The sequence below is a fragment of the Nonomuraea sp. NPDC050478 genome, assembly GCF_044458265.1.
Lineage (GTDB): Bacteria > Actinomycetota > Actinomycetes > Streptosporangiales > Streptosporangiaceae > Nonomuraea > Nonomuraea ferruginea.
Genome location: NZ_JBITHT010000009.1, coordinates 320,336 through 337,342, shown reverse-complemented (window position 1 = coordinate 337,342; position 17,007 = coordinate 320,336). Strand labels below are relative to the sequence as shown.

At 71.6% G+C, this 17,007-nt stretch carries 16 protein-coding genes; 6 read left to right on the top strand and 10 right to left on the bottom strand.

Features of this window, described 5'->3' with window-relative positions:
- Window position 1: 1 nt before the first annotated feature.
- The 3 genes from ACIBF7_RS39020 to ACIBF7_RS39010 are packed head-to-tail and all read right to left on the bottom strand — an operon-like array spanning window position 2 to window position 3,719.
- Window positions 2-922, bottom strand: coding sequence for an RnfABCDGE type electron transport complex subunit D (locus tag ACIBF7_RS39020; RefSeq protein ID WP_148030985.1), 921 nt, complete (start codon window positions 920-922; stop codon window positions 2-4).
- The gene (locus tag ACIBF7_RS39015; RefSeq protein ID WP_397199361.1) at window positions 919-2,823 is read right to left on the bottom strand and encodes a CRTAC1 family protein; all 1,905 of its coding nucleotides are present in this window, start codon (window positions 2,821-2,823) and stop codon (window positions 919-921) included. The genes ACIBF7_RS39020 and ACIBF7_RS39015 overlap by 4 nt, the downstream gene beginning before the upstream one ends.
- Window positions 2,823-3,719 (bottom strand): DUF1702 family protein, encoded by an 897-nt coding sequence (locus ACIBF7_RS39010; protein ID WP_148030987.1) that lies wholly within the window; start codon window positions 3,717-3,719, stop codon window positions 2,823-2,825. Before ACIBF7_RS39010 ends, ACIBF7_RS39015 begins: the two co-directional genes overlap by 1 nt.
- Window positions 3,720-4,164: 445 nt before the next feature.
- On the opposite strand from ACIBF7_RS39010, the gene ACIBF7_RS39005 reads away from it, so the two are divergent.
- Complete coding sequence (locus ACIBF7_RS39005; RefSeq protein WP_148030988.1) at window positions 4,165-4,575, top strand: SRPBCC domain-containing protein; 411 nt, start codon at window positions 4,165-4,167, stop codon at window positions 4,573-4,575.
- A gap of 8 nt (window positions 4,576-4,583) precedes the next feature.
- Here ACIBF7_RS39005 and ACIBF7_RS39000 read toward each other — a convergent pair whose 3' ends face one another.
- Complete coding sequence (locus ACIBF7_RS39000) at window positions 4,584-5,843, bottom strand: ABC1 kinase family protein (RefSeq protein ID WP_397199360.1); 1,260 nt, start codon at window positions 5,841-5,843, stop codon at window positions 4,584-4,586.
- Window positions 5,840-6,463, bottom strand: a complete 624-nt coding sequence (locus ACIBF7_RS38995; RefSeq protein ID WP_148030990.1) for a hypothetical protein — start codon at window positions 6,461-6,463, stop codon at window positions 5,840-5,842. The genes ACIBF7_RS39000 and ACIBF7_RS38995 overlap by 4 nt, the downstream gene beginning before the upstream one ends.
- Window positions 6,464-6,591: 128 nt before the next feature.
- On the opposite strand from ACIBF7_RS38995, the gene ACIBF7_RS38990 reads away from it, so the two are divergent.
- The 4 genes from ACIBF7_RS38990 (at window position 6,592) to ACIBF7_RS38975 (ending at window position 9,999) form a co-directional block, all read left to right on the top strand.
- Window positions 6,592-7,803, top strand: a complete 1,212-nt coding sequence (locus ACIBF7_RS38990) for a cytochrome P450 (RefSeq protein WP_397199359.1) — start codon at window positions 6,592-6,594, stop codon at window positions 7,801-7,803.
- A gap of 19 nt (window positions 7,804-7,822) precedes the next feature.
- Window positions 7,823-8,203 carry a VOC family protein gene (locus ACIBF7_RS38985; RefSeq protein ID WP_148030992.1) on the top strand — a complete coding sequence of 127 codons (381 nt, stop codon included), beginning with the start codon at window positions 7,823-7,825 and terminating at the stop codon, window positions 8,201-8,203.
- 181 nt (window positions 8,204-8,384) lie between these two features.
- Window positions 8,385-9,317 carry a hypothetical protein gene (locus ACIBF7_RS38980; RefSeq protein ID WP_397199358.1) on the top strand — a complete coding sequence of 311 codons (933 nt, stop codon included), beginning with the start codon at window positions 8,385-8,387 and terminating at the stop codon, window positions 9,315-9,317.
- Window positions 9,318-9,369: 52 nt separating this feature from the next.
- On the top strand, window positions 9,370-9,999 hold the full coding sequence (locus ACIBF7_RS38975) for a TetR/AcrR family transcriptional regulator (protein WP_187281103.1): 630 nt from the start codon (window positions 9,370-9,372) through the stop codon (window positions 9,997-9,999).
- On the opposite strand, the gene ACIBF7_RS38970 is transcribed toward ACIBF7_RS38975, so the two are convergent.
- From ACIBF7_RS38970 to ACIBF7_RS38960, 3 genes are all read right to left on the bottom strand, one after another.
- Window positions 9,941-10,636, bottom strand: a complete 696-nt coding sequence (locus ACIBF7_RS38970; RefSeq protein WP_148030995.1) for a winged helix-turn-helix transcriptional regulator — start codon at window positions 10,634-10,636, stop codon at window positions 9,941-9,943. The two genes, ACIBF7_RS38975 and ACIBF7_RS38970, sit on opposite strands and share 59 nt — an antisense overlap.
- 75 nt (window positions 10,637-10,711) lie before the next feature.
- Window positions 10,712-11,911 (bottom strand): AarF/UbiB family protein, encoded by a 1,200-nt coding sequence (locus ACIBF7_RS38965; protein ID WP_397199357.1) that lies wholly within the window; start codon window positions 11,909-11,911, stop codon window positions 10,712-10,714.
- Window positions 11,908-12,360, bottom strand: a complete 453-nt coding sequence (locus ACIBF7_RS38960; protein WP_397199356.1) for an SRPBCC domain-containing protein — start codon at window positions 12,358-12,360, stop codon at window positions 11,908-11,910. Before ACIBF7_RS38960 ends, ACIBF7_RS38965 begins: the two co-directional genes overlap by 4 nt.
- A gap of 148 nt (window positions 12,361-12,508) precedes the next feature.
- Here ACIBF7_RS38960 and ACIBF7_RS38955 point away from each other — a divergent pair, with 148 nt between their 5' ends.
- Window positions 12,509-14,890, top strand: a complete 2,382-nt coding sequence (locus ACIBF7_RS38955) for an AarF/UbiB family protein (protein WP_397199355.1) — start codon at window positions 12,509-12,511, stop codon at window positions 14,888-14,890.
- A gap of 12 nt (window positions 14,891-14,902) precedes the next feature.
- Here ACIBF7_RS38955 and ACIBF7_RS38950 read toward each other — a convergent pair whose 3' ends face one another.
- Together ACIBF7_RS38950 and ACIBF7_RS38945 are read right to left on the bottom strand one after the other, a co-directional pair.
- Entirely contained in the window at window positions 14,903-15,718 is an 816-nt protein-coding gene (locus ACIBF7_RS38950) for a hypothetical protein (protein ID WP_397199354.1), read from the bottom strand.
- A complete protein-coding gene (locus tag ACIBF7_RS38945) occupies window positions 15,715-16,902 on the bottom strand; it encodes a KR domain-containing protein (RefSeq protein ID WP_397199353.1) in 1,188 nt (395 codons plus the stop codon). Before ACIBF7_RS38945 ends, ACIBF7_RS38950 begins: the two co-directional genes overlap by 4 nt.
- Between the last annotated feature and the right edge of the window lie 105 nt (window positions 16,903-17,007).

Sequence of the window (17,007 nt, the reverse complement as noted above, 5' to 3'; positions counted from 1 at the left end):
GTCACCTGGAACTGGGGACGGCCACCGAGGTGGCGGGGACCGGCACGGCGCTCTGCTGGAGGCGCGCCTCCCGGGCGGACAGCGCCGCGAGCAGCACGCCCCGGGCGACGCACACGATGACCAGCGCGAAGAACAGGCCGTACACGATGTGGAAGTGCACGAGCAGGCCGTAGACCACCGCCGTGGACGCTCCGAAGACGACCTGGTTGCGCGGCTTGACCGGTGTCGTGCCGGGATCGGTGATCATGTAGTTGGTGAACAGGATGAAGGCGACGCCCGTCATGACCACCAGCGCGCTCGTCGTCGCGGTGCCGTCGACCCACGTGCGGATCACGGCCTGGGCGAGGAACGCCCCGGCCCAGCCCAGGATGAGCGGCATCTTCCCCGTGAGCTTGGCGTTGAGCATGGTCCCGGCGACGAGGATGAAGGCGGGGATGATCCAGTCGATCGGACCGCTGACCCACTCGGTGAAGTGGTACGGCGGCGCGATGCCGACCCAGGGGAACACCAGCAGGGTGATCGCGATGCCGGCGTTCGACGGGTTGAGTATGTGCCGCTTCTTCCCGGCGACGCGCACCCGGACGATGTACTTGCCGCCGATGGCGACGGCCACGGCGAACAGCACCGGCCAGAGCCGGTCGTTGGCGTACAGCAGCATGGCGCAGGCCAGACCGGAGATGTGGGCGGGCAGGAGGAAGTCCAGCAGGCCTTCTTTCCGGTACTTGGGCGTCCGCTTCTCGGCGCTCGCCTCCGCGGTCTCCAGCGCGAGGTCGAGCGCGTAGGCGAACGCCACGGCCACGATCGGGGTGATGTACGCCTGCTCGAAGCCGAGCCAGAGGTGCCCGAGGAGGTTGAACACGGTGATGGACAGGGCGAATCTGCGAAGCGCCGCCGTTCTCGGATCGCGCTGGGCAGAGGTCATGGTGTTCCCTCCGTGACAGGGGTGATCGAGCGGTCGTCGCCGAGGCGGAGGCGATGCCAGCCGGGCGCGAGGTCGACGGCGGCGGTACGGGCCCGGCCGCAGGTGTCGCGCCAGGTCACCTCGACCGGCACGGACGTGGTGCCCGCGCGGAGCGCGAACATCAGCTCCGCGGCGGCGACGCCGGCGTGTCCGTTCGCGGGGTAGACCTGGCCGGTGCGCGTGCCCTGGGCGCCCGAAGCCAGCCGGACGGTCGCGCCGATGGCGGGGGAGAGGGCTTCGGCGTTGCTGGAACAGCCGCCCGCCGGGCGCATCAGCTGAAGTCCCAGGAAGGGCGGGCGTCCCGGTCCGGTGTTGCGATAGAAGTGGCTCTGCCGCCATTGGTTGGCGACGGCGAAGTCCAGCCGGCCGTCATGGTCGACGTCCGCCGTGGCGATGCCGCGCGACGCGCCCGGATCCGCCACGCCGACGGCCTGGCCGACGTCGGCGTAGCGCCCGCCGGGGAGGCGGACGAAGAAGGGGTTGACGTTGTCCCCGGAGATGTCGGCGTCCGGATGGAAATCGGGCCACATGGCGGGATTCGCCAGGAGGTCGTCGTTGGTCATGGCGAGTTCCTGCAGGTCAGCCCAGCGGTTGACCGTGCCGCGCAGGAATCCGGTGGCCTGGAGGATCTCGTTGACGCCGTCGCCGTCGAAGTCGCCGGCCTTGATGTCCCAGCCCCAGCCGCTGCGCGACAGCCCGAGCGCCTCGCTCTCGTCGGTGTAGAAGGCGGTGCCTGCGTCGTCGAAGACGCGTCCCCGGCCGCTGACCCACGCGAAGTTGCTCTCCAGCAGGCCGTACTCCTGGGTGATGTTGCTGACCAGGATGTCGGAGACGTCGTCGCCGTTCAGGTCCGCGAAGGCGACGCCCATGCCCTTGAAGGAGTCCTGGCCCAGCACCTTGGACTTCGGGGTGGTGACGTGGCGGGGTCCTCGCGTGACCTCGAAGGAGACCTCGCCGGGACGGGACCGGTTGCGCAGCAGGTGGTCCGGGGCGAAGTCGTTGGCGATGTAGAGCTCCGGCAGCCCGTCGCCGTCGAGGTCCTGGGCGCCGATCGCCAGGGTCCAGCCGTCCGCCACCTCCTGGTCGAAGGCGCCCGCGGCCTCGGCGTACGTCCCGCCGCCGCGCGACAGCAGGACACGGTTCGAGCCGCCGTTGGTGGCGTTCGACATGGAGGCCTGCATCCGCAGCTCGGGCCCGGAGCGGGCGGCCGGGTCCAGGACGCGCGCGCCGTCGGGGAAGTAGTTGCCGACGATCAGGTCCGTGCGGCCGTCGCCGTCCACGTCGGCCAGCGACAGGGCGTTGGTGTTCCACACCTGGAAGGGCTGGACCAGCTCCCGCGGGGTGAACGCGGCCGGGCCGGTGAGCGGCCCGTCGCCGCGCAGGAACAGCACGGGGGAGCGGCCCCAGTAGTAGACCAGGGCGTCGGTGGCCCCGTCGTCGTCGTAGTCCGCGGGCACGCAGCCCATCGGCGCCATCGTCGGGTCGTAGGGCAGGCCCGAAGGGACCAGGGAGATCGGCGGATACCGGTCCTGCGTCTGGGGGGCCGGCTGGAGCGTGACGGTGTCGGTTCTCGGATCGACCAGGCACACGTCGTCGGAGCGGGAGTTGCCGTCCAGGTCGGAGAGCGCGACCGCGGCCCCGACCGAGGAGATCCAGTGCCGGATGTCCTGGTAGGCGGGGGCGACCTCGCGCACGCCGCGACCGCCGTCGGCGGCGTTGAGCGGCTGCCGGGCGAAGGAGAACGCGGCGGCGGCCCGCTCCACCTCGGCGGGGAGGTCGCCGGGCAGCGCCGCAGCCCAGCCTGTGGCGAGCATCGTGAGGAAGGCGCCGATCTTGACCGCGTGGGCCGACCAATTGATCATCACAGGACACCCTCGGTGTGGTGGTGGAAGGTCTTCCGGATCCCGGCGCGCCAGAGTTCGTAGTCCGCGGGGGAGCCGGGCCGGGGTATCCGGGCGAGAGCCTGATCCGTCCACCCGGCGGCCACGTCGGGTGTGACCCCGGTCAGCGTCTCGACGGCTTTCGCCGACCCGGGCGGGACGTGCCCGCTGAGCACGTGCGCCTTGGCCGCGAAGGCGGCGCCCTGGGCCAGATGCTCCCGGTGGCCCGCGCCGACGGCGAGCAGGTCGTCCGTCCCGCCGGACACGCCGGTGTAGGCGGCGGCCAGGCCGATGCCCGCCCACAGATCGCTCCTGCGGTGCGGCGGATACGTGCCGATGAGCCGGGCGATCAGCTCGGGGTCGGAGCCGGTGTAGAACCATAGGGCACGGCCCGTTCCCTGGTCTCTGATCGGGCGGGTGGCGCCGCGCGCCCCCACCTCGATCCAGTGGTTGTGGAAGACCTTGCGGGGCATGAAGTACGCCTGGTGAAATCCCCAGCCGTCCCAGGCCAGCCAGCGGAGCATCTCGTCGCCCAGGCCCGGCCAGCGGGTGCGGCGCAGGCGTGCCAGAGCCCAACCGGCGCCGACATGGATCAGGTGGGTGTACCTGCCTCCGGTGTTCTCCATGAGAGCGCGCAGGCGGTTTCCCCTGAAAGTGATCGTGTCCAGCAGAGTGCAGCTCATGGCCGCGCCCTCGATCGCGAATCCGTGCAGATGACGCGGTAAATCGGTGACATCGGGAACTTTGTCGAGCGCCCGGTTATACCCTTCTCCAAAGGCGGCGACAATCTCCAGGAGTTGCCTTTTCGCCGGGCTGGAGTTTGGTACGAACCCCGTCAGTCTGCGTTCGGGCAGGCGAAATAGCCGGGTGAGCGCCATGGCTGTCCCCCGTCTGATCTGGATGACCTTCCGGGGGAGACACTAAGCAATTTTCAAGCGAAGGGTCAAGGGTCGGCAGATACGCCAAAATCCAGACAATTGAAGATTCATGAATTCGCGTACGGTTGGCATGTGAATCTTGAACTATAAATGCTGATGTTGGTAGATGACCTGGCATGTCGGGCGCCAGGTCCGGCGGATAGGAGCGTGGTTGACTTTGATAATCGGCTGTCCGTAATGCGACCAGTCATAGTCAATTGCCCGCGTTTCCGAGTAGGGCGAAGTGGCTCAACTGTCTCCAGGTTCAGAGCCGCACGACGAAAGGGCTCGGCGATTGTCACTGATGAGACAGAGGCACATCCTGTTCAAGCTGTGTCACTGATGGTGAGGGTGTCTTCGATGTCCTAGGATCTGGTGGGTCGCTCTCCGATGCACAAGGAGCACCGTGCCCGACACCCGCCACGCGTCCATCTCGGTCGACCAGTTCATCCCCGCGCCGCCTGCCAAGGTGTGGGACGCGCTGACCAAACCCGAACTGCTGGCCCGCTGGTGGGCGCCCGGCGACGTCAGCGCGGTCGTCGGCCACCGGTTCCACCTGCAGATGCCCGGCTGGGGCTCGGTGCCGTGCGAGGTGCTGGAGGCGGAGCCGTACGAGCGGCTCGTCTACACCTTCAACACCACCTGGACCCTGACCTGGCGCCTGGTCGTCGAGGGCAAGGGCACCCGCCTGCTTCTCGAACATTCGGGCTTCGACCTCGACGACAAGCGCGACCGCGCGGCGTTCGAGCGGATGGGCAAGGGCTGGCAGGGCACGGTTCTGCCCCGGCTCGCGGAGGTCGCCGCGGCGGAGGGGTGAGCGACCCCCTACGCCCCGCCCGGCCGCATGAGCCCGCGCAGCACGAAGGGCAGCGCCTCCATCTGGAAATCCACCTCCGGGCACGCTTCGCGCAACGTCCCCTCCATGACGATCAGCGACAGGAGCGGGAACACGAAGTGCGGATCGGCGTAATAGCCGTGCCTGCGCTGGATGGCGAAGAGCCGTACGGCGAAACCCACCAGATCGAACTCCGCGATCCGCGCGCCGGTGCTGCTGCGCACCAGCTCCTCCATGTCGGCGCGGAACCCCGAGGCGTCGTGGCCGGCGGTGCCGCCGAGCACCGTCGACAGGACGATCGAGGCGCACTCCGCCCTTTCCCCCCGGCTCATGCGGTAGAAGAACGCCGCGAACGCGAGCCGGTCCGAGTCGGCCAGCTGCCGGTGGAACCCCGCGTCGACGATCACCACCGAACCGTCCGGCATCGGGTGCAGGTTGCCCGGATGCAGGTCGCAGTGGACGAACCCGTCGATGAACAGCATGTGGTAGATCGCCCGCAGCGCGTTCACCACGGCCCCCCGCCTGCCCGGTCCCCGGCCGGACCGGTCGAGGCCCGGCATGTACTCCATCACCAGCACGTCCCGGCGGCAGAACTCGGTCAGCACCTCCGGCACCCGGACGGCCCGATGGTGCCGGAGGCCGGCCCGGAGCCTGCGCAACGCCGCCGCCTCGGCGAGGAAGTCGAGCTGCCCCGTGAGCGCGTCGCCCAGCTGGTCGACCACGGCCGCGAACGGCGCGCCCCGCAGCCCCGGCAGCCGCTGGAGCAGCCGGGCGCCGAGCCCGAACAGGGCCAGATCGCGGGCGATCACCCGGTCGACGCCCGGCCTGCGCACCTTGACGGCGATCCGCCGGCCGTCCTCCAGCCTGGCGCGGTAGACGCACGCCACCGCGCCGGCCGCGACCGGTGTGAGCGGCTCCGCGAGGCGCCCGGCGAGACCGGCGGGCAGGGCCGGAGCCGCCTCCGCGACCGGGAGCGGGGTGAGGCGGTCCCGTAGCCGGGCCAGCGCCCGGCACGCCGCCGGAGGGATCACGTCGACCCTGGTGCTCAGCAGTTGGCCGATCTTGACGAACGCCGGTCCGAGACGCTCGCAGGCCCAGGCCAGGCGATCCCCGGCGATCGCCGCCGGCGGGACCCCGGACAAGAGCCCGCGCACGTCGGTGACCGCCCGCAGGAGGGCCAGCCCCAGGATCCCGCCGATCCGCGCCGCCCGGACGACCAGCGGCAGCAGGTCACGTGGCGGCGCCCTCATCCATCCGCGGAAGGCATGTCGATGTAGTGGGTGAGGTGGCTGCCGCAGACGCTCTGGGAGGCCAGCGCCAGGCTGGGCGTCGCGTTCCCCGGCTCCCGCTGGGCGATCCCGCCGGGCAGGTCCGCCACGTCGTAGAAGAGCGTGGCCCCCTGCGACAGGAACGTGGTGCCGATCGGCGGGAACACGGTGATCTCCTTGGCCTCCATCACCAGCGGGTCGATGTTGATGTGGAGTCGGCCGCGCAGCGCGAGGATCAGGTACTGGTCGAAGGTGACGTCGGCGGGCAGCAGCCGCTCCGGTCCCCCCGGCGCGATCCCGGTCAGCCGGCCCAGGTTGAGCCGGCTGGGGTTCTGCTGGATCAGCAGCCCGGTGACGTTGGAGTGGAAGTGGGTCATGAGCCGGGTCACCTCGACGGTCGGCCGCCCGTCCGGGGTCGTGGTGACCGTGTCCGAGCTTCGGACCGCGCTCATGCCCTGCACGTCGTCGCAGTCGAGGGTCTCCCCGTCGGCGAAGAAGAGCTTCAGCTCGCCTCGTATGGCCAGCCCCACGTGATGCGTGCTGCCCGGGATGATCAGCGGGTCGGCACGATCGAACCGGGCCGGCCGGGCGTCGACGGACATTCTCGCCACCTCGCTTTCGGCTTCACTTCAATAAACCATAGCTATCCACCTCGAACAATGGTCAGATCTAGACCTATATCGGGACATTTGGTATAGCTGTTTAAAGCTACGGAGGGAGGGCGGTCCGGATGACGGTCCCCATCGGCGCCGGGTTCGATCCCGTGGACCCCGCGGTCCTGCGCGATCCGTACCCCTACTACGCCTGGCTGCTGCGCCACGATCCGGTCCATCGCGGCGCGAACGGCATCTGGTACGTCACCCGGTACGACGACGTCCGCACCGTCCTGGGCGAGGCCCGGTTCGGCCGGGCCGGCATCCGCGACTTCTGGGCCTCGCTGGTCGGCCCCGGCCCGCTCAGCGAGGTGCTGCGTCACACGATCTTCTTCCAGGACGACCCCGACCACGAGCGGCTCCGCTCCCTGATCGGCCCGGCGTTCACTCCCCGGCTGATCCGGAGGATGGGCGCGGAGATCGAGCAGACCGCACGCGACCTGCTCCGGCCGCTGCGGAGGCGGGGCGAGATGGACCTGGTCGACGACTTCGCCTACCCGCTCGCGCTCGCCACGATCTCCACGCTGCTCGGCATGCCGGCCCGCGACCGTGACGCGCTGCGCGCCTGGTCGGTCGACATCGCCCCCACGCTGGACCTCCTGGCCAGTCCGGAGGAGATCGCCCGGGGCCAGGCCGCCATGGGACAGTTCGCCGAGTACCTCACCGAGCTGATCGCCGAACGGCGCAGGAGCCCGGGGGACGACCTCATCAGCGCCATGATCGAGGCCACCGGCGGGCAGCGGCCCATCACCACCAACGCCCTGATCGGCACGGCCGTGGCGCTGGTCTTCGCCGGCCACGACACCGTGACCAACCAGATAGGCAACGGCGTCCTCGCCTTCCTGCGCCATCCTCGGCAGCTGGAACTGCTGCGCGCCGAACCGGACCGGCTGGCGGGCGCCGTCGAGGAGTGCCTGCGCTACGACTCGTCGGTCCAGTCCAACAGCCGGCAGATCTCGGCGGACCTCGACCTCTCCGGCACGAAGCTGCCCGAGGGCGCCTTCGTCGTCGCCCTCGCGGGGGCGGCGAACCGCGACCCGGCGCAGTTCACAGATCCGGACAGGTTCGACATCCGCCGCTCGGAGCGACCGCCCATGTCCTTCGGCGCCGGCATGCGCTTCTGCCTCGGCGCCCTGCTCGCCCGCATGGAGCTGAGGGCGGCGCTGGGGCAGCTCGCCGGTCTGGCCGAGCTGCGGCAGGCCGTTCCCACCGGTGAGCTCGTCTACCGGCGCAGCACGATGTTCCGCGGGGTGGTCAGCCTGCCGATCACGTTCGCCGCCACACCCTAGCCAGCCGAGGAGGAATCACGTGTCCCTGTCAGACGCGGTCGCCTGGTTCGAGATCCACGTCAACGACATAGGACGAATGCGTACGTTCTACACGGAAGTGTTCGGCTGGACCTACGAGGAGATCCCCGAGTTCCCTCTGGGCGCGTACTCCATGATCGTCACCGGGGCGGGCGGGCCGCCCGTCGGGGGGCTCGCCCAGTCGGCGCGCCGGCCCTCGCCCACCGGTGAGTCCACCGTCGTCTACCTGCTCGTGGACGACATCGACGGCACGCTCGACGCCGTGCTGAAGGCCGGCGGCAAGGTGGACCGGCCGAAGATGGACATCGGCGGGAACCACGGCCACTGCGCCGTCTTCCGCGACCCGGAAGGCAACCACGTGGGCCTCTGGGCCGGCCGCTGAGCCCTGCCGCACACCGCTCCACCTCCCGGGAACCGTGATCGGCCGCTGCCCATGCGGGTCCCGGGGGCTTCGCCGCGCCGCGCGGCAGCAGGCAGCACCTGCGGCGCAGCCGTGTCCAGCACCTCGAACGTCCATGATCCGACCGGCGCGCCGGTCGCGCCGGTACGAAGAGGAGACCCACATGGCACTCACCGAACAGCGCCCCGCCGAGCGGGCCGGGATCCGCCATCCCTGGCGGGCCGTCCTGATCAGCTCGCTGATCGGATTCCTGCTCACCGTCGTCTGGTCAGCGGAGTTCGTCGACTCGGTCATCGGGGAGAACGTCGCCGGCACCGTGCTCGGCCAGGAGCCGGAGGCCACGGTCCTCGACGGCATCCTGCCCGGCATCGTCTTCGCCTTCGCCACCGGGCTGGGCGGCACCTTCACCGCCTGCAACATCGCCGTCCTCGGCGCGCTCTGCCCGATCGTCGGACAGCCGCGCTCGCTGTCCGACCGCGTGGGGGCCGTCTTCAAGCCCCTCGCCTGGCTGACCGTGGGCATGCTCACGGTCTCCGGCGTGTACGGAGCCGTGGTCGGGATCGTCGGGACCGCCATGCCGCAGTTCTCGACCGCCCCCACCCTCCCGGGGGAGCTGTCGGCCAGGAGCGTCCAGTCGATGGTGGCCTTCGGCGTGATCGGGGTGGCGTTCGTCTGGCTCGGGCTGGCCGCGCTCGGCATCGTGCGCGACCCGCTCGCCCGGCTCACCCGGCGCTTCCCCAACGCGCCCATGGTGGTCATGGGAGCGCTCATCGGCGGCTTCCTCATCGGACGGCCGTACGGACTGTTCCGGCAGCTGTTCCGGGACGCCGCCGAGAGCCACAACCCGCTCTACGGGGCGCTGGCGTTCATGCTGCAGTCCGTGGGGAACATCGTGATCCTCACGGTGCTCTTCGTCCTGCTCGCGGTGGTCATGGGCGGCCGGGTGCAGGGCTGGTTCGCCGCCCGGCCCGGCCGGCTCGCCCTCATCACGGGAGCGGCTTTCATCGTCGTCGGGGTCTTCACCTTCCTGTACTGGGACGTACGGCTGCTGGCCAGACGCGAGCTCATCCCCTGGTACCCGGTGATCCCCTGGTGACGGGCCGCCCGGACGACGGGCGGGCCGGTAACCGGAGCTGATGAGGAGAAGCATGGCCAGGCGAACGCAGGCCGAGCGCTCGGACGTGACGACGGCCCGGCTGGTCGGCGCCGCGCACGAGCTGTTCGGCGGCAACGGCTATGCCGCGACCTCGATCGACACGATCTCCGCGGCGGCGGGGGTCACCAAGGGCGCCGTCTACCACCATTTCGGTAGCAAGATCGAGCTGTTCCGCGCCGTCTTCATCCGCGAGCAGCAGAAGATCGCGGCAAGACTGGAGTACGCCGCCGCCGAGGAGGACGACCCGTGGGAAGCCCTGCACAACGGCGTCCGCACCTTCCTGGAGCACTGCCTGGATCCGGGTTTCCGGCAGATCGTGCTGCTCGACGCCCCGTCGTTGATGGGCTGGGAGGCCGTGCGGGAGCTGGAGCACGGCCACACCCTGCGGGTCCTGCTGGCCGGTCTGCGCCTGGCCGGCGGGGGAGCGCCGGAGACGGTGGCCGCCCGCGCGCAGCTCGTCTTCTCGCTGATCTGCGAAGGCGGCATGCTGCTCGCCCGGTCGCCGAACCCGGCGGTCGACCTTCCCCCGCTGGCCGCGGACATAGACGCGTACCTGGAGACGCTCAGATCGCGGTCGGGCGGGGGCCGGGAAGCAGCCCCAGCAGACGGGAACAGCGGGTGAGGGCTTCCTGGTCACCCTCCAGGCTCAGCCGTTTGGTCACCACGGCCTCGAAGGGCGAGAGCCGGCCGGAACCGATGTCCACGAACGTCTTGGCGTCGGTCGAGACCCGCAGGACCGCGTCCTCGGCGCCCTGCTGGACGACCGAGATCTGCCGGCCCCGCACCGCGATGTGGAACACCTGGTCGTCGACGAGGAACTCGTAGGACTCGTCGACGTCGGGGATCTGGTCCTTCCTGATCAGCGCCTCGACGGCCAGGACACCCCACTGCGGCCGCACCTCGTCTTCCGCGCTGAAGGAGTGGGGGACGTTCAGCCCCCACCGGGCCAGGCCGAGCACCGGCTCGCGGAGCTCCTCACCGAAGGACGTCAGCTCGTAGGTGTGCCCCCTGCCGCTCAGCCGCGGGTGCTGCCGGACGACGCCCTGGCGGGTCAGCCACCGGAGCCGTTCGGCGAGGAGGTTGGTGCCGATGCCTGGAAGATTGTGAAGCAGCTCGTTGTATCGCTGAGGGCCGACGAGGAGCTCTCGGATGATCAGCAGGGTCCACCGCTCGCCGATCACGTCGAGGCACGCGGCCAGACCGCAGTATTGCCCGTAACGTCTGCGTTCGCCGGCGCGGGCCACCGACTCGTTCACCATACTAAGAAAGTGTATAGCGATGCTCCGGCGATGCCTCGGGAAGCCGTCGCCGGCGAGGTGAGCGCGTGGCAGGGCTCAGCGGACGCGCTCGGCGCGGGCCCGCGCGACGATGGAGCGCAACACGACGGGGCCCGCCAGAGATTGGAAGTTGATTCCCGGATCCAGCTGCTTGACCTGCCCTTCTATGGCCAGAAGGGCCATGAGAGGAAAGATGAACTCGGCCCGTGAGAACGCCTGGTGCCGCCGCTGCACGGCGAAGAAGCGGGCGGCGAACCCCGCCAGGGAGAAGGCCCCCGCCGTCAGCCCCGTGACGGAGCCGATGAGGCCCTCCATGTCGCGGCGGAACGCCTTCTCGGCCTCGGGCGGCACCGGCCGGGCCGCGGCCGCCAGCGCGTGCGTGGCGCAGATCTCGGCGTTCCCGCTGGACATCCCGAGGAAGAACTCGGTGAAATGCGTCCGCATCTCCTCGTCCAGCTCGTAGGTGAACCCGGCGTCCACGATCGCCAGCCGGCCGTCGGGCAGCTCCCACCAGTTGCCCGGGTGCAGATCGCAGTGGACGACGCCGGTGATGAAGAGCATCTCGTACACCGTCAGGACGAGCCGCTTGGCGGTGCGCCGGGGATCGCGGAACCGCCGGCCGCCGGCCTGTCCCGGTATCCACGTCATCGTCAGCACGCCCGGCCCGCTCTGCCCGGGCAGCACCCGGGGGAAGACCACCGGCAGGACGAGTTCGAGGTCTTCGAGCCGGCTGAGGGTGGCCGCCTCCGCCACCAGGTCGGTCTGCCCGCGGACCGACTCGCACATCTCGTGCACGACCCGTTCCAGCGTGGGCCCCGAGCGCCGGAGCAGGACGCCCGCGACCCGGGCCATGGCCGTGATGAGGCCGAGATCGATCCGCAGCTGTTCGGCGGCCGTGGGGTGGACCGTCTTCACCGCCACGTCGGCGCCGTCCACCAGGCGCCGCTCCACGGTGGCCACGGATCCGATCTCCACGTCCGCCCCGCCGGCGCCGGCCCGCCCGCGCGCCAGGCCCTCCTCCAGCTCCTCGCAGAACGCGGCGGGGAGGATGTCCCTGCGGCTCGACAGCATCTGCCCGACCTTGATGAACGCCGGGCCCAGCCGCCACAGGGCCGCGCTCACCACGGCGCCCGCCCTCCTGAGCGTCCCCTCCCGCCGGCCGTGCCGCACCACGGCCCAGGCCAGCGACGCCGCCGTGGCGCACACCACGACGGCGACCTGCGCGATCCGCACGGCCGACCGGGCCGCGGAGCTCATCTCCCGCCCTCCGGACGCCGGATCGCGTCCTGGCGGGAGGCCGCCAGGTGCCGCTCCAGGGAGTCCAGGTAGTCGGCCCAGCCGCGGGCGTACCCGTCGGCCAGCTCCGCGGGAGGATCGAGGTGCCGCAGCGTCAGGACCGCGCCGCCCGGCGCCCCGCTGACGCTCACCTCCACCACGCTGTGGTGATGACCCGGGTCCTCCAGCAGGAAGCGATACTCGCCCGCGTCCTCCCGGAGGCGGTAGCGGAGCACCGTCGCGTGTTTGACATAGGACTCGCCGGAGTCCTCCGTGAACCGCAGCCGGTAGCGTCCGTCAGAGCCCCGGGCGCACGGCGTGAACCAGGCGGAGATCGACTCGGGCGCGGTCACCGACAGCCATAACTCGGGGAAAGCGCAGTCGAAATGCCGGTGGATGGAAACGGCGGACGAATCTCTGTCCACGGACATGGCGTCACGTTAGCACGCCCAAATCATCGGCGGAACGGGCCGGTCGCCGAATTCCGCAGGAAAGCACACCGCAATTTCGAAGAAGCCGCCCCGGAAACGCCTGACTATAATTCGTACATTTGCTGTCGTGCCAAAAGGGTGTCTTTCCATGGGTGAGAGAATTGCCGGGACGACCCGACACGAGATCGGCGACGGGCCGGAGCTGCCGCGGCCGATGGCCGTCGTGGCCACCGCGATGGTCGCCACGATGCTGGAATTCGGCTCGCGGACCGGGCTGAGCGCCGCGCTGGCCGCCGGCCCCGCTCAGGCGGCCGGGCTCGCCCGGGCCACCGGCGGCGACGCGCGCCTCGCCGAGGAGTGGCTGCGCGGCCTGGCCGCCGCCGGGCTGGTCTCCCACGACGAGGCGGGCTACGCGTGGTCGCCCGAGGTCCGGCCGTTCATCGGCGGGATGATGGACGTGCAGCCGGGGGTGGCGTTGTTCGGCGCGCTGACCCGGTGCGTCCCCGCGATCGCCGAGGCCTATCACACCGGGGGAGCCCTCGACGACGCGAGCTATCCGCAGGAGCTCGCCGAGGCGATGCAGCGGATGAGCGCCCAGTGGACCGGGGTCATCCTTCCGGACATCTGGTTGCCCGCCGTCCCCGGGCTCACCGACACCCTGCGGGCCGGCGGCAGGGTGGCGGAGATCGGCTGCGCGTCCGGTGAGACGCTGGAGACCCTGGCGACGGCCTTCCCCCGGATCACGGCTCAGGGCTTCGACCTCGACGAACGGCTGACCAGCGCGGGCAACGCCCGGCTGGCGGCGCGCGGCCTGACCGGACGCGTCTCGCTGTGCCACCTGGACGCCACGACGGCGCTGAGCGGCGGATACGACCTGATTCTCGCGCTCAGCGTGCTCCACGACGTGAGCGACCTGTCCGGCATGCTGCGCGCCGCGGCCTCCGCCCTGCGCCCCGGCGGCACCCTGCTGGTCGTGGAGTCTCCGCCGCTGACCGGCCCGGCGGCGGCGATGCTGCTGGCGACCAGCGTGCTGTACTGCGTCCCGGCCACCGCCGCGCGAGGCGGCCGGCCGCTGGGCACCCTGGGGCTGACGCCCGAGACCCTGGTCGCCGCCGCCGCCGAGGCGGGGCTGTCGCCGGTCACGACGCTGCCCGCCGTGCACCCCATGGTGGCGGCGCACGCGTTCGGCAGGACGGCCGAGCGGGCGCCCGGCGATGCCGGACCGGGCGAGCCCGCGCGGGAGAGCGCGGCCGGCCCGGACCACCTGCCACGCGTGCGCGGGCTCCGCCTGGCCGGCCGCGCGGCGCGGCTGACCGGCCAGGTGGGCGCCGCGGCGCCGCACGTGGTGTCGGCGTGGCTGGTCGACCGGCTGCTCCGCGGCAGGACACGGGCGCAGACGCGCGGCACCAGGCGGCTCGTGCGGCATGTCGAACGCATGGGCCCCACCTACGTCAAGTTCGGGCAGATGCTGGCCAGCCGCGCCGACCTGTTCCCCGCCCACGTCACCGAGCAGCTGGCCGCCCTGCACGACGACGTCACCCCGATGGGCGCCGCGGAGTTCGGCCGTCAACTGGCCCTCGCCACGCGTCAGGAGCCGCGCCTGAGCCGGCTCAACGTGACGGATCGCTGCGTCGGCAGCGGCAGCATCGCCTGCGTGTACGAGGCCATCGACCCGGACGGCCGCCTGCTGGCCGTCAAGCTGCAGCGGGAGGGCGTCGCGGAGTCGATGTCGACCGACCTCACCCTGCTGACCGCGCTCACCCGGGTGGCCGAGAAGCTGCCGGCGGCGGGCGGCGCGCCCATGGCCGACCTCGTCGGCTACATGTCCCGGGCGCTCTACGGCCAGATCGACTTCTTCCGCGAGGCCGGCCACCTGCGCCGGCTCGCCGCGAACCTGGCCCGGTACGAGGAGATCATCGTGCCGCGGGTGCACGAGGACTACACCTGCCCCGTGGCCCTGGTGACCGACCTCGTCCCGGGGCTCGCCGACGACGTTCCGGCCGCGGACCTGGCCGGGCGCGACCGCGTCGCGTCGCGGGTGCTCGAAGCCGTCGGCTCGATGATCTTCAAGGACGGCTTCGTCCACTGCGATCTCCATCCGGGCAACATCTACATCCGGCCGGACGGCACCGTCGTGATCCTGGACGCCGGCTACTGCGTGGAGATGCCCGGGAGGGTCCGGGACTCACTCCGGGACTTCTTCATCAACCTGGCGCTCCGCAACGGGCAGCGGTGCGGGGAGATCATGTACGACTCGGCGTTCCCCTCGGGGCCGCCCGCCGGGCACACCCCGGCTCGCAGGCGCGCGTTCGCCCGCGAGATCGCCGGGCTCGTACGGGCGACGACGGAGCCGGGAGGGCGGTTCGACATGACCGACTTCGGCCCCCGCGTCTTCGAGCACCAGAACAGGTACGGCGTCCACCCGCCGGCCGACTTCGCGTTCCCCCTGATGTCCCTGATGATCGTGGAGGGGACGCTCCGGCGCTGGTGGCCCGGCCTGCAGATCCCCGCGGCCACCGGAGTCAGGTGAGCCCGGGCGGGCTCAGGCGTGGACCGCCCGCTGGAGGGTGTGCCGCCAGGTGGCCAGGAACCGGTCCCGCAGCACCTCCCGCGTCTCGGCGTCCAGGTCCAGCGCCGCCCATCCCGTGTGCCGCACCCGCAGCTCCAGCGCGGTCGCGGTGGCCGCGACGGCCACCTCAGCCTCCGTGGGCGGGCACCCGGGCACGGCTTCGATCCCGAGCGCGATCAGGTCGTCGAAGTGCGTGCGCCAGCGGACGACGGGAAACGGCCGGGGCCCTTCGGAGTCGATCACGTAGAACCAGCGCGGCGGCCACGCGGGACCGGAGAGCGGCAGCCACTCGCTCAGGACGGCCCGGTGCAGCGGGCGCCAGCCCGGCCTGTCGAGCGTCCGGCGCACGGTGATGTCGGCGAGGCCGTCGTCCGTCTCCCCAGGGGCCGGGGGAGCGCCCGGCAGCGACGCCACCAGGCGATCGAGCCGGTGCTGCCACAGCCGCCTGGCCTGGTGGACGGTCGCCGGGTCCGCCGACTCCAGCGTCTCACTGACGCGCAGCAGCACCGGCCCGGACCCGAGGACGTCGAACCGGACGGCGGTGACGGGGCTGACCCCGAGATAGGCGCTGGTGAACGCGAGGACCCGCTCCGGGAGGATCGTCTCGACCCAGAGGCGGTACACCGAGGACGTGCCCGTCGCGACGGTCAGCTCCTGGGCGACATGGGTGATGTCCGCCTCCAGCCGCCCCCACCAGGCCTGGGCGCGCCGGGCGTCCACGATCATCCGCCACGCGGCCGCGGCGTCGCACGGCAGCCGGACGGAGTGCTCGACGACGGAACCGTTCACCTCTGCCTCCCCGGCGCGCGGGTGTTCCAGTCACGGTGGCCGGAACCCCAGGTGTAGACGGTGTCGTCCGCGACCTGGGCGCGGACGATCCGATCCCGCGGACCGACCTCCCGATGCCGCGCGGTCCCGCCCGGGAGGCAGAGCCTCACCAGACGCCGCACCGACGCGTCGTCCACCACGAGGGAGCTGCCGCCGATCCCGGAGATCGCCGCCACCGGACGCTCGGGCGTGGGCTGGGGCCCGCCGAGCACGATCTCCTCGGGCATCGGCCGCCGCCGGTCCAGCAGTCCCTCGGTGACCTGGACGCCCCACTCCGGCGGCACGACCGCGAACCCCGCCCGGCCCGCCATCCCGGCACTGGCGGCCCCCATCCCCACCGCCGACCAGAGCGACCACTCGGCCGTGACGACGCGCACCTCCGGACGTTCCTCCCGCAGCCGGGCCGCCTCCCGCCGCAGCAGCTCGTTGGCCAGCGCGTACCCGCCGAACAGCCGATGGGGGTGGCGGGACTCGGTCGAGCCGAACGCCACCACCGACCGCAGCCCGGCGGGTATCAGGGCCTCCACCAGGGTGCGCAGGGCCGTGGCCTTGCCGCCCGCCAGCCGTTCCAGGTCGTCGGCGGACAGGTCGGCCAGCGGCGCCAGATCCAGCTCCCCCGCGGCGTGCACCAGGTGCGTGATCGGGAAGGGGGCCGCGGGAACGGCCGCGGTGACGTCCGCCTGATCGACGACCACGCTGGTGCGCGCGATCGTGGCGGCGAGCCGCCGCCGGTCGGCCGCCGGCAGGCCGCCCGCCGGGCGCCGGTCGAGCAGCCACAGCGGGTGCCCCGCGGCGGCCAGCCGCGCGGCCAGGGCCAGGCCGATCCCGCCGAGCCCGCCGCTGATCGCCACCCCGGCGGGCTCGCCGCCGCGACCGGTGGGCGCGGGCAGGCGGTACCGCATCCACCGTGGCGGACGCGTACGGAAGGACCCCCGGCCGTCGCGCACGATCTCGCGGTGACGCAGGTGCGGCCACTCGCGCGACGCCGCCCGGAGCAGGCTGCCGCCGCCGGCGCCGCGGTGGGCGAGCGTGAGCGGCAGGCCGCGCTCCGCGGCTCGCCTGATCCCGCCGAGGAGCAGAGCGGCGTCACCCGGGCGCCAGCGAGCGCCGAGTTCGACGAGGATCCCGTCGTCGTCCGCGTGCACACGTGATCCGGAATGCCGCGTTTCCGGGAGCGCGCACGGCCGTGGCGGGCAGGGGCCGGGGACGAACGTCAAATCCGTGTTCGGTGCGATCAGATTGCCCATCGC

Excerpts from the sequence above, each read along its gene's own strand:
- ACIBF7_RS38955 (WP_397199355.1), top strand. The coding sequence starts at position 12,509 with ATGGGTGAGAGAATTGCCGGGACGACCCGACACGAGATCGGCGACGGG.
- ACIBF7_RS38965 (WP_397199357.1), bottom strand. The coding sequence starts at position 11,911 with ATGAGCTCCGCGGCCCGGTCGGCCGTGCGGATCGCGCAGGTCGCCGTC.
- ACIBF7_RS38995 (WP_148030990.1), bottom strand. The coding sequence starts at position 6,463 with ATGTCCGTCGACGCCCGGCCGGCCCGGTTCGATCGTGCCGACCCGCTG.
- ACIBF7_RS39010 (WP_148030987.1), bottom strand. The coding sequence starts at position 3,719 with ATGGCGCTCACCCGGCTATTTCGCCTGCCCGAACGCAGACTGACGGGG.
- ACIBF7_RS38990 (WP_397199359.1), top strand. The coding sequence starts at position 6,592 with ATGACGGTCCCCATCGGCGCCGGGTTCGATCCCGTGGACCCCGCGGTC.
- ACIBF7_RS38960 (WP_397199356.1), bottom strand. The coding sequence starts at position 12,360 with ATGTCCGTGGACAGAGATTCGTCCGCCGTTTCCATCCACCGGCATTTC.
- ACIBF7_RS39020 (WP_148030985.1), bottom strand. The coding sequence starts at position 922 with ATGACCTCTGCCCAGCGCGATCCGAGAACGGCGGCGCTTCGCAGATTC.
- ACIBF7_RS39000 (WP_397199360.1), bottom strand. The coding sequence starts at position 5,843 with ATGAGGGCGCCGCCACGTGACCTGCTGCCGCTGGTCGTCCGGGCGGCG.
- ACIBF7_RS38970 (WP_148030995.1), bottom strand. The coding sequence starts at position 10,636 with ATGGTGAACGAGTCGGTGGCCCGCGCCGGCGAACGCAGACGTTACGGG.
- ACIBF7_RS38975 (WP_187281103.1), top strand. The coding sequence starts at position 9,370 with ATGGCCAGGCGAACGCAGGCCGAGCGCTCGGACGTGACGACGGCCCGG.
- ACIBF7_RS39015 (WP_397199361.1), bottom strand. The coding sequence starts at position 2,823 with ATGATCAATTGGTCGGCCCACGCGGTCAAGATCGGCGCCTTCCTCACG.
- ACIBF7_RS38980 (WP_397199358.1), top strand. The coding sequence starts at position 8,385 with ATGGCACTCACCGAACAGCGCCCCGCCGAGCGGGCCGGGATCCGCCAT.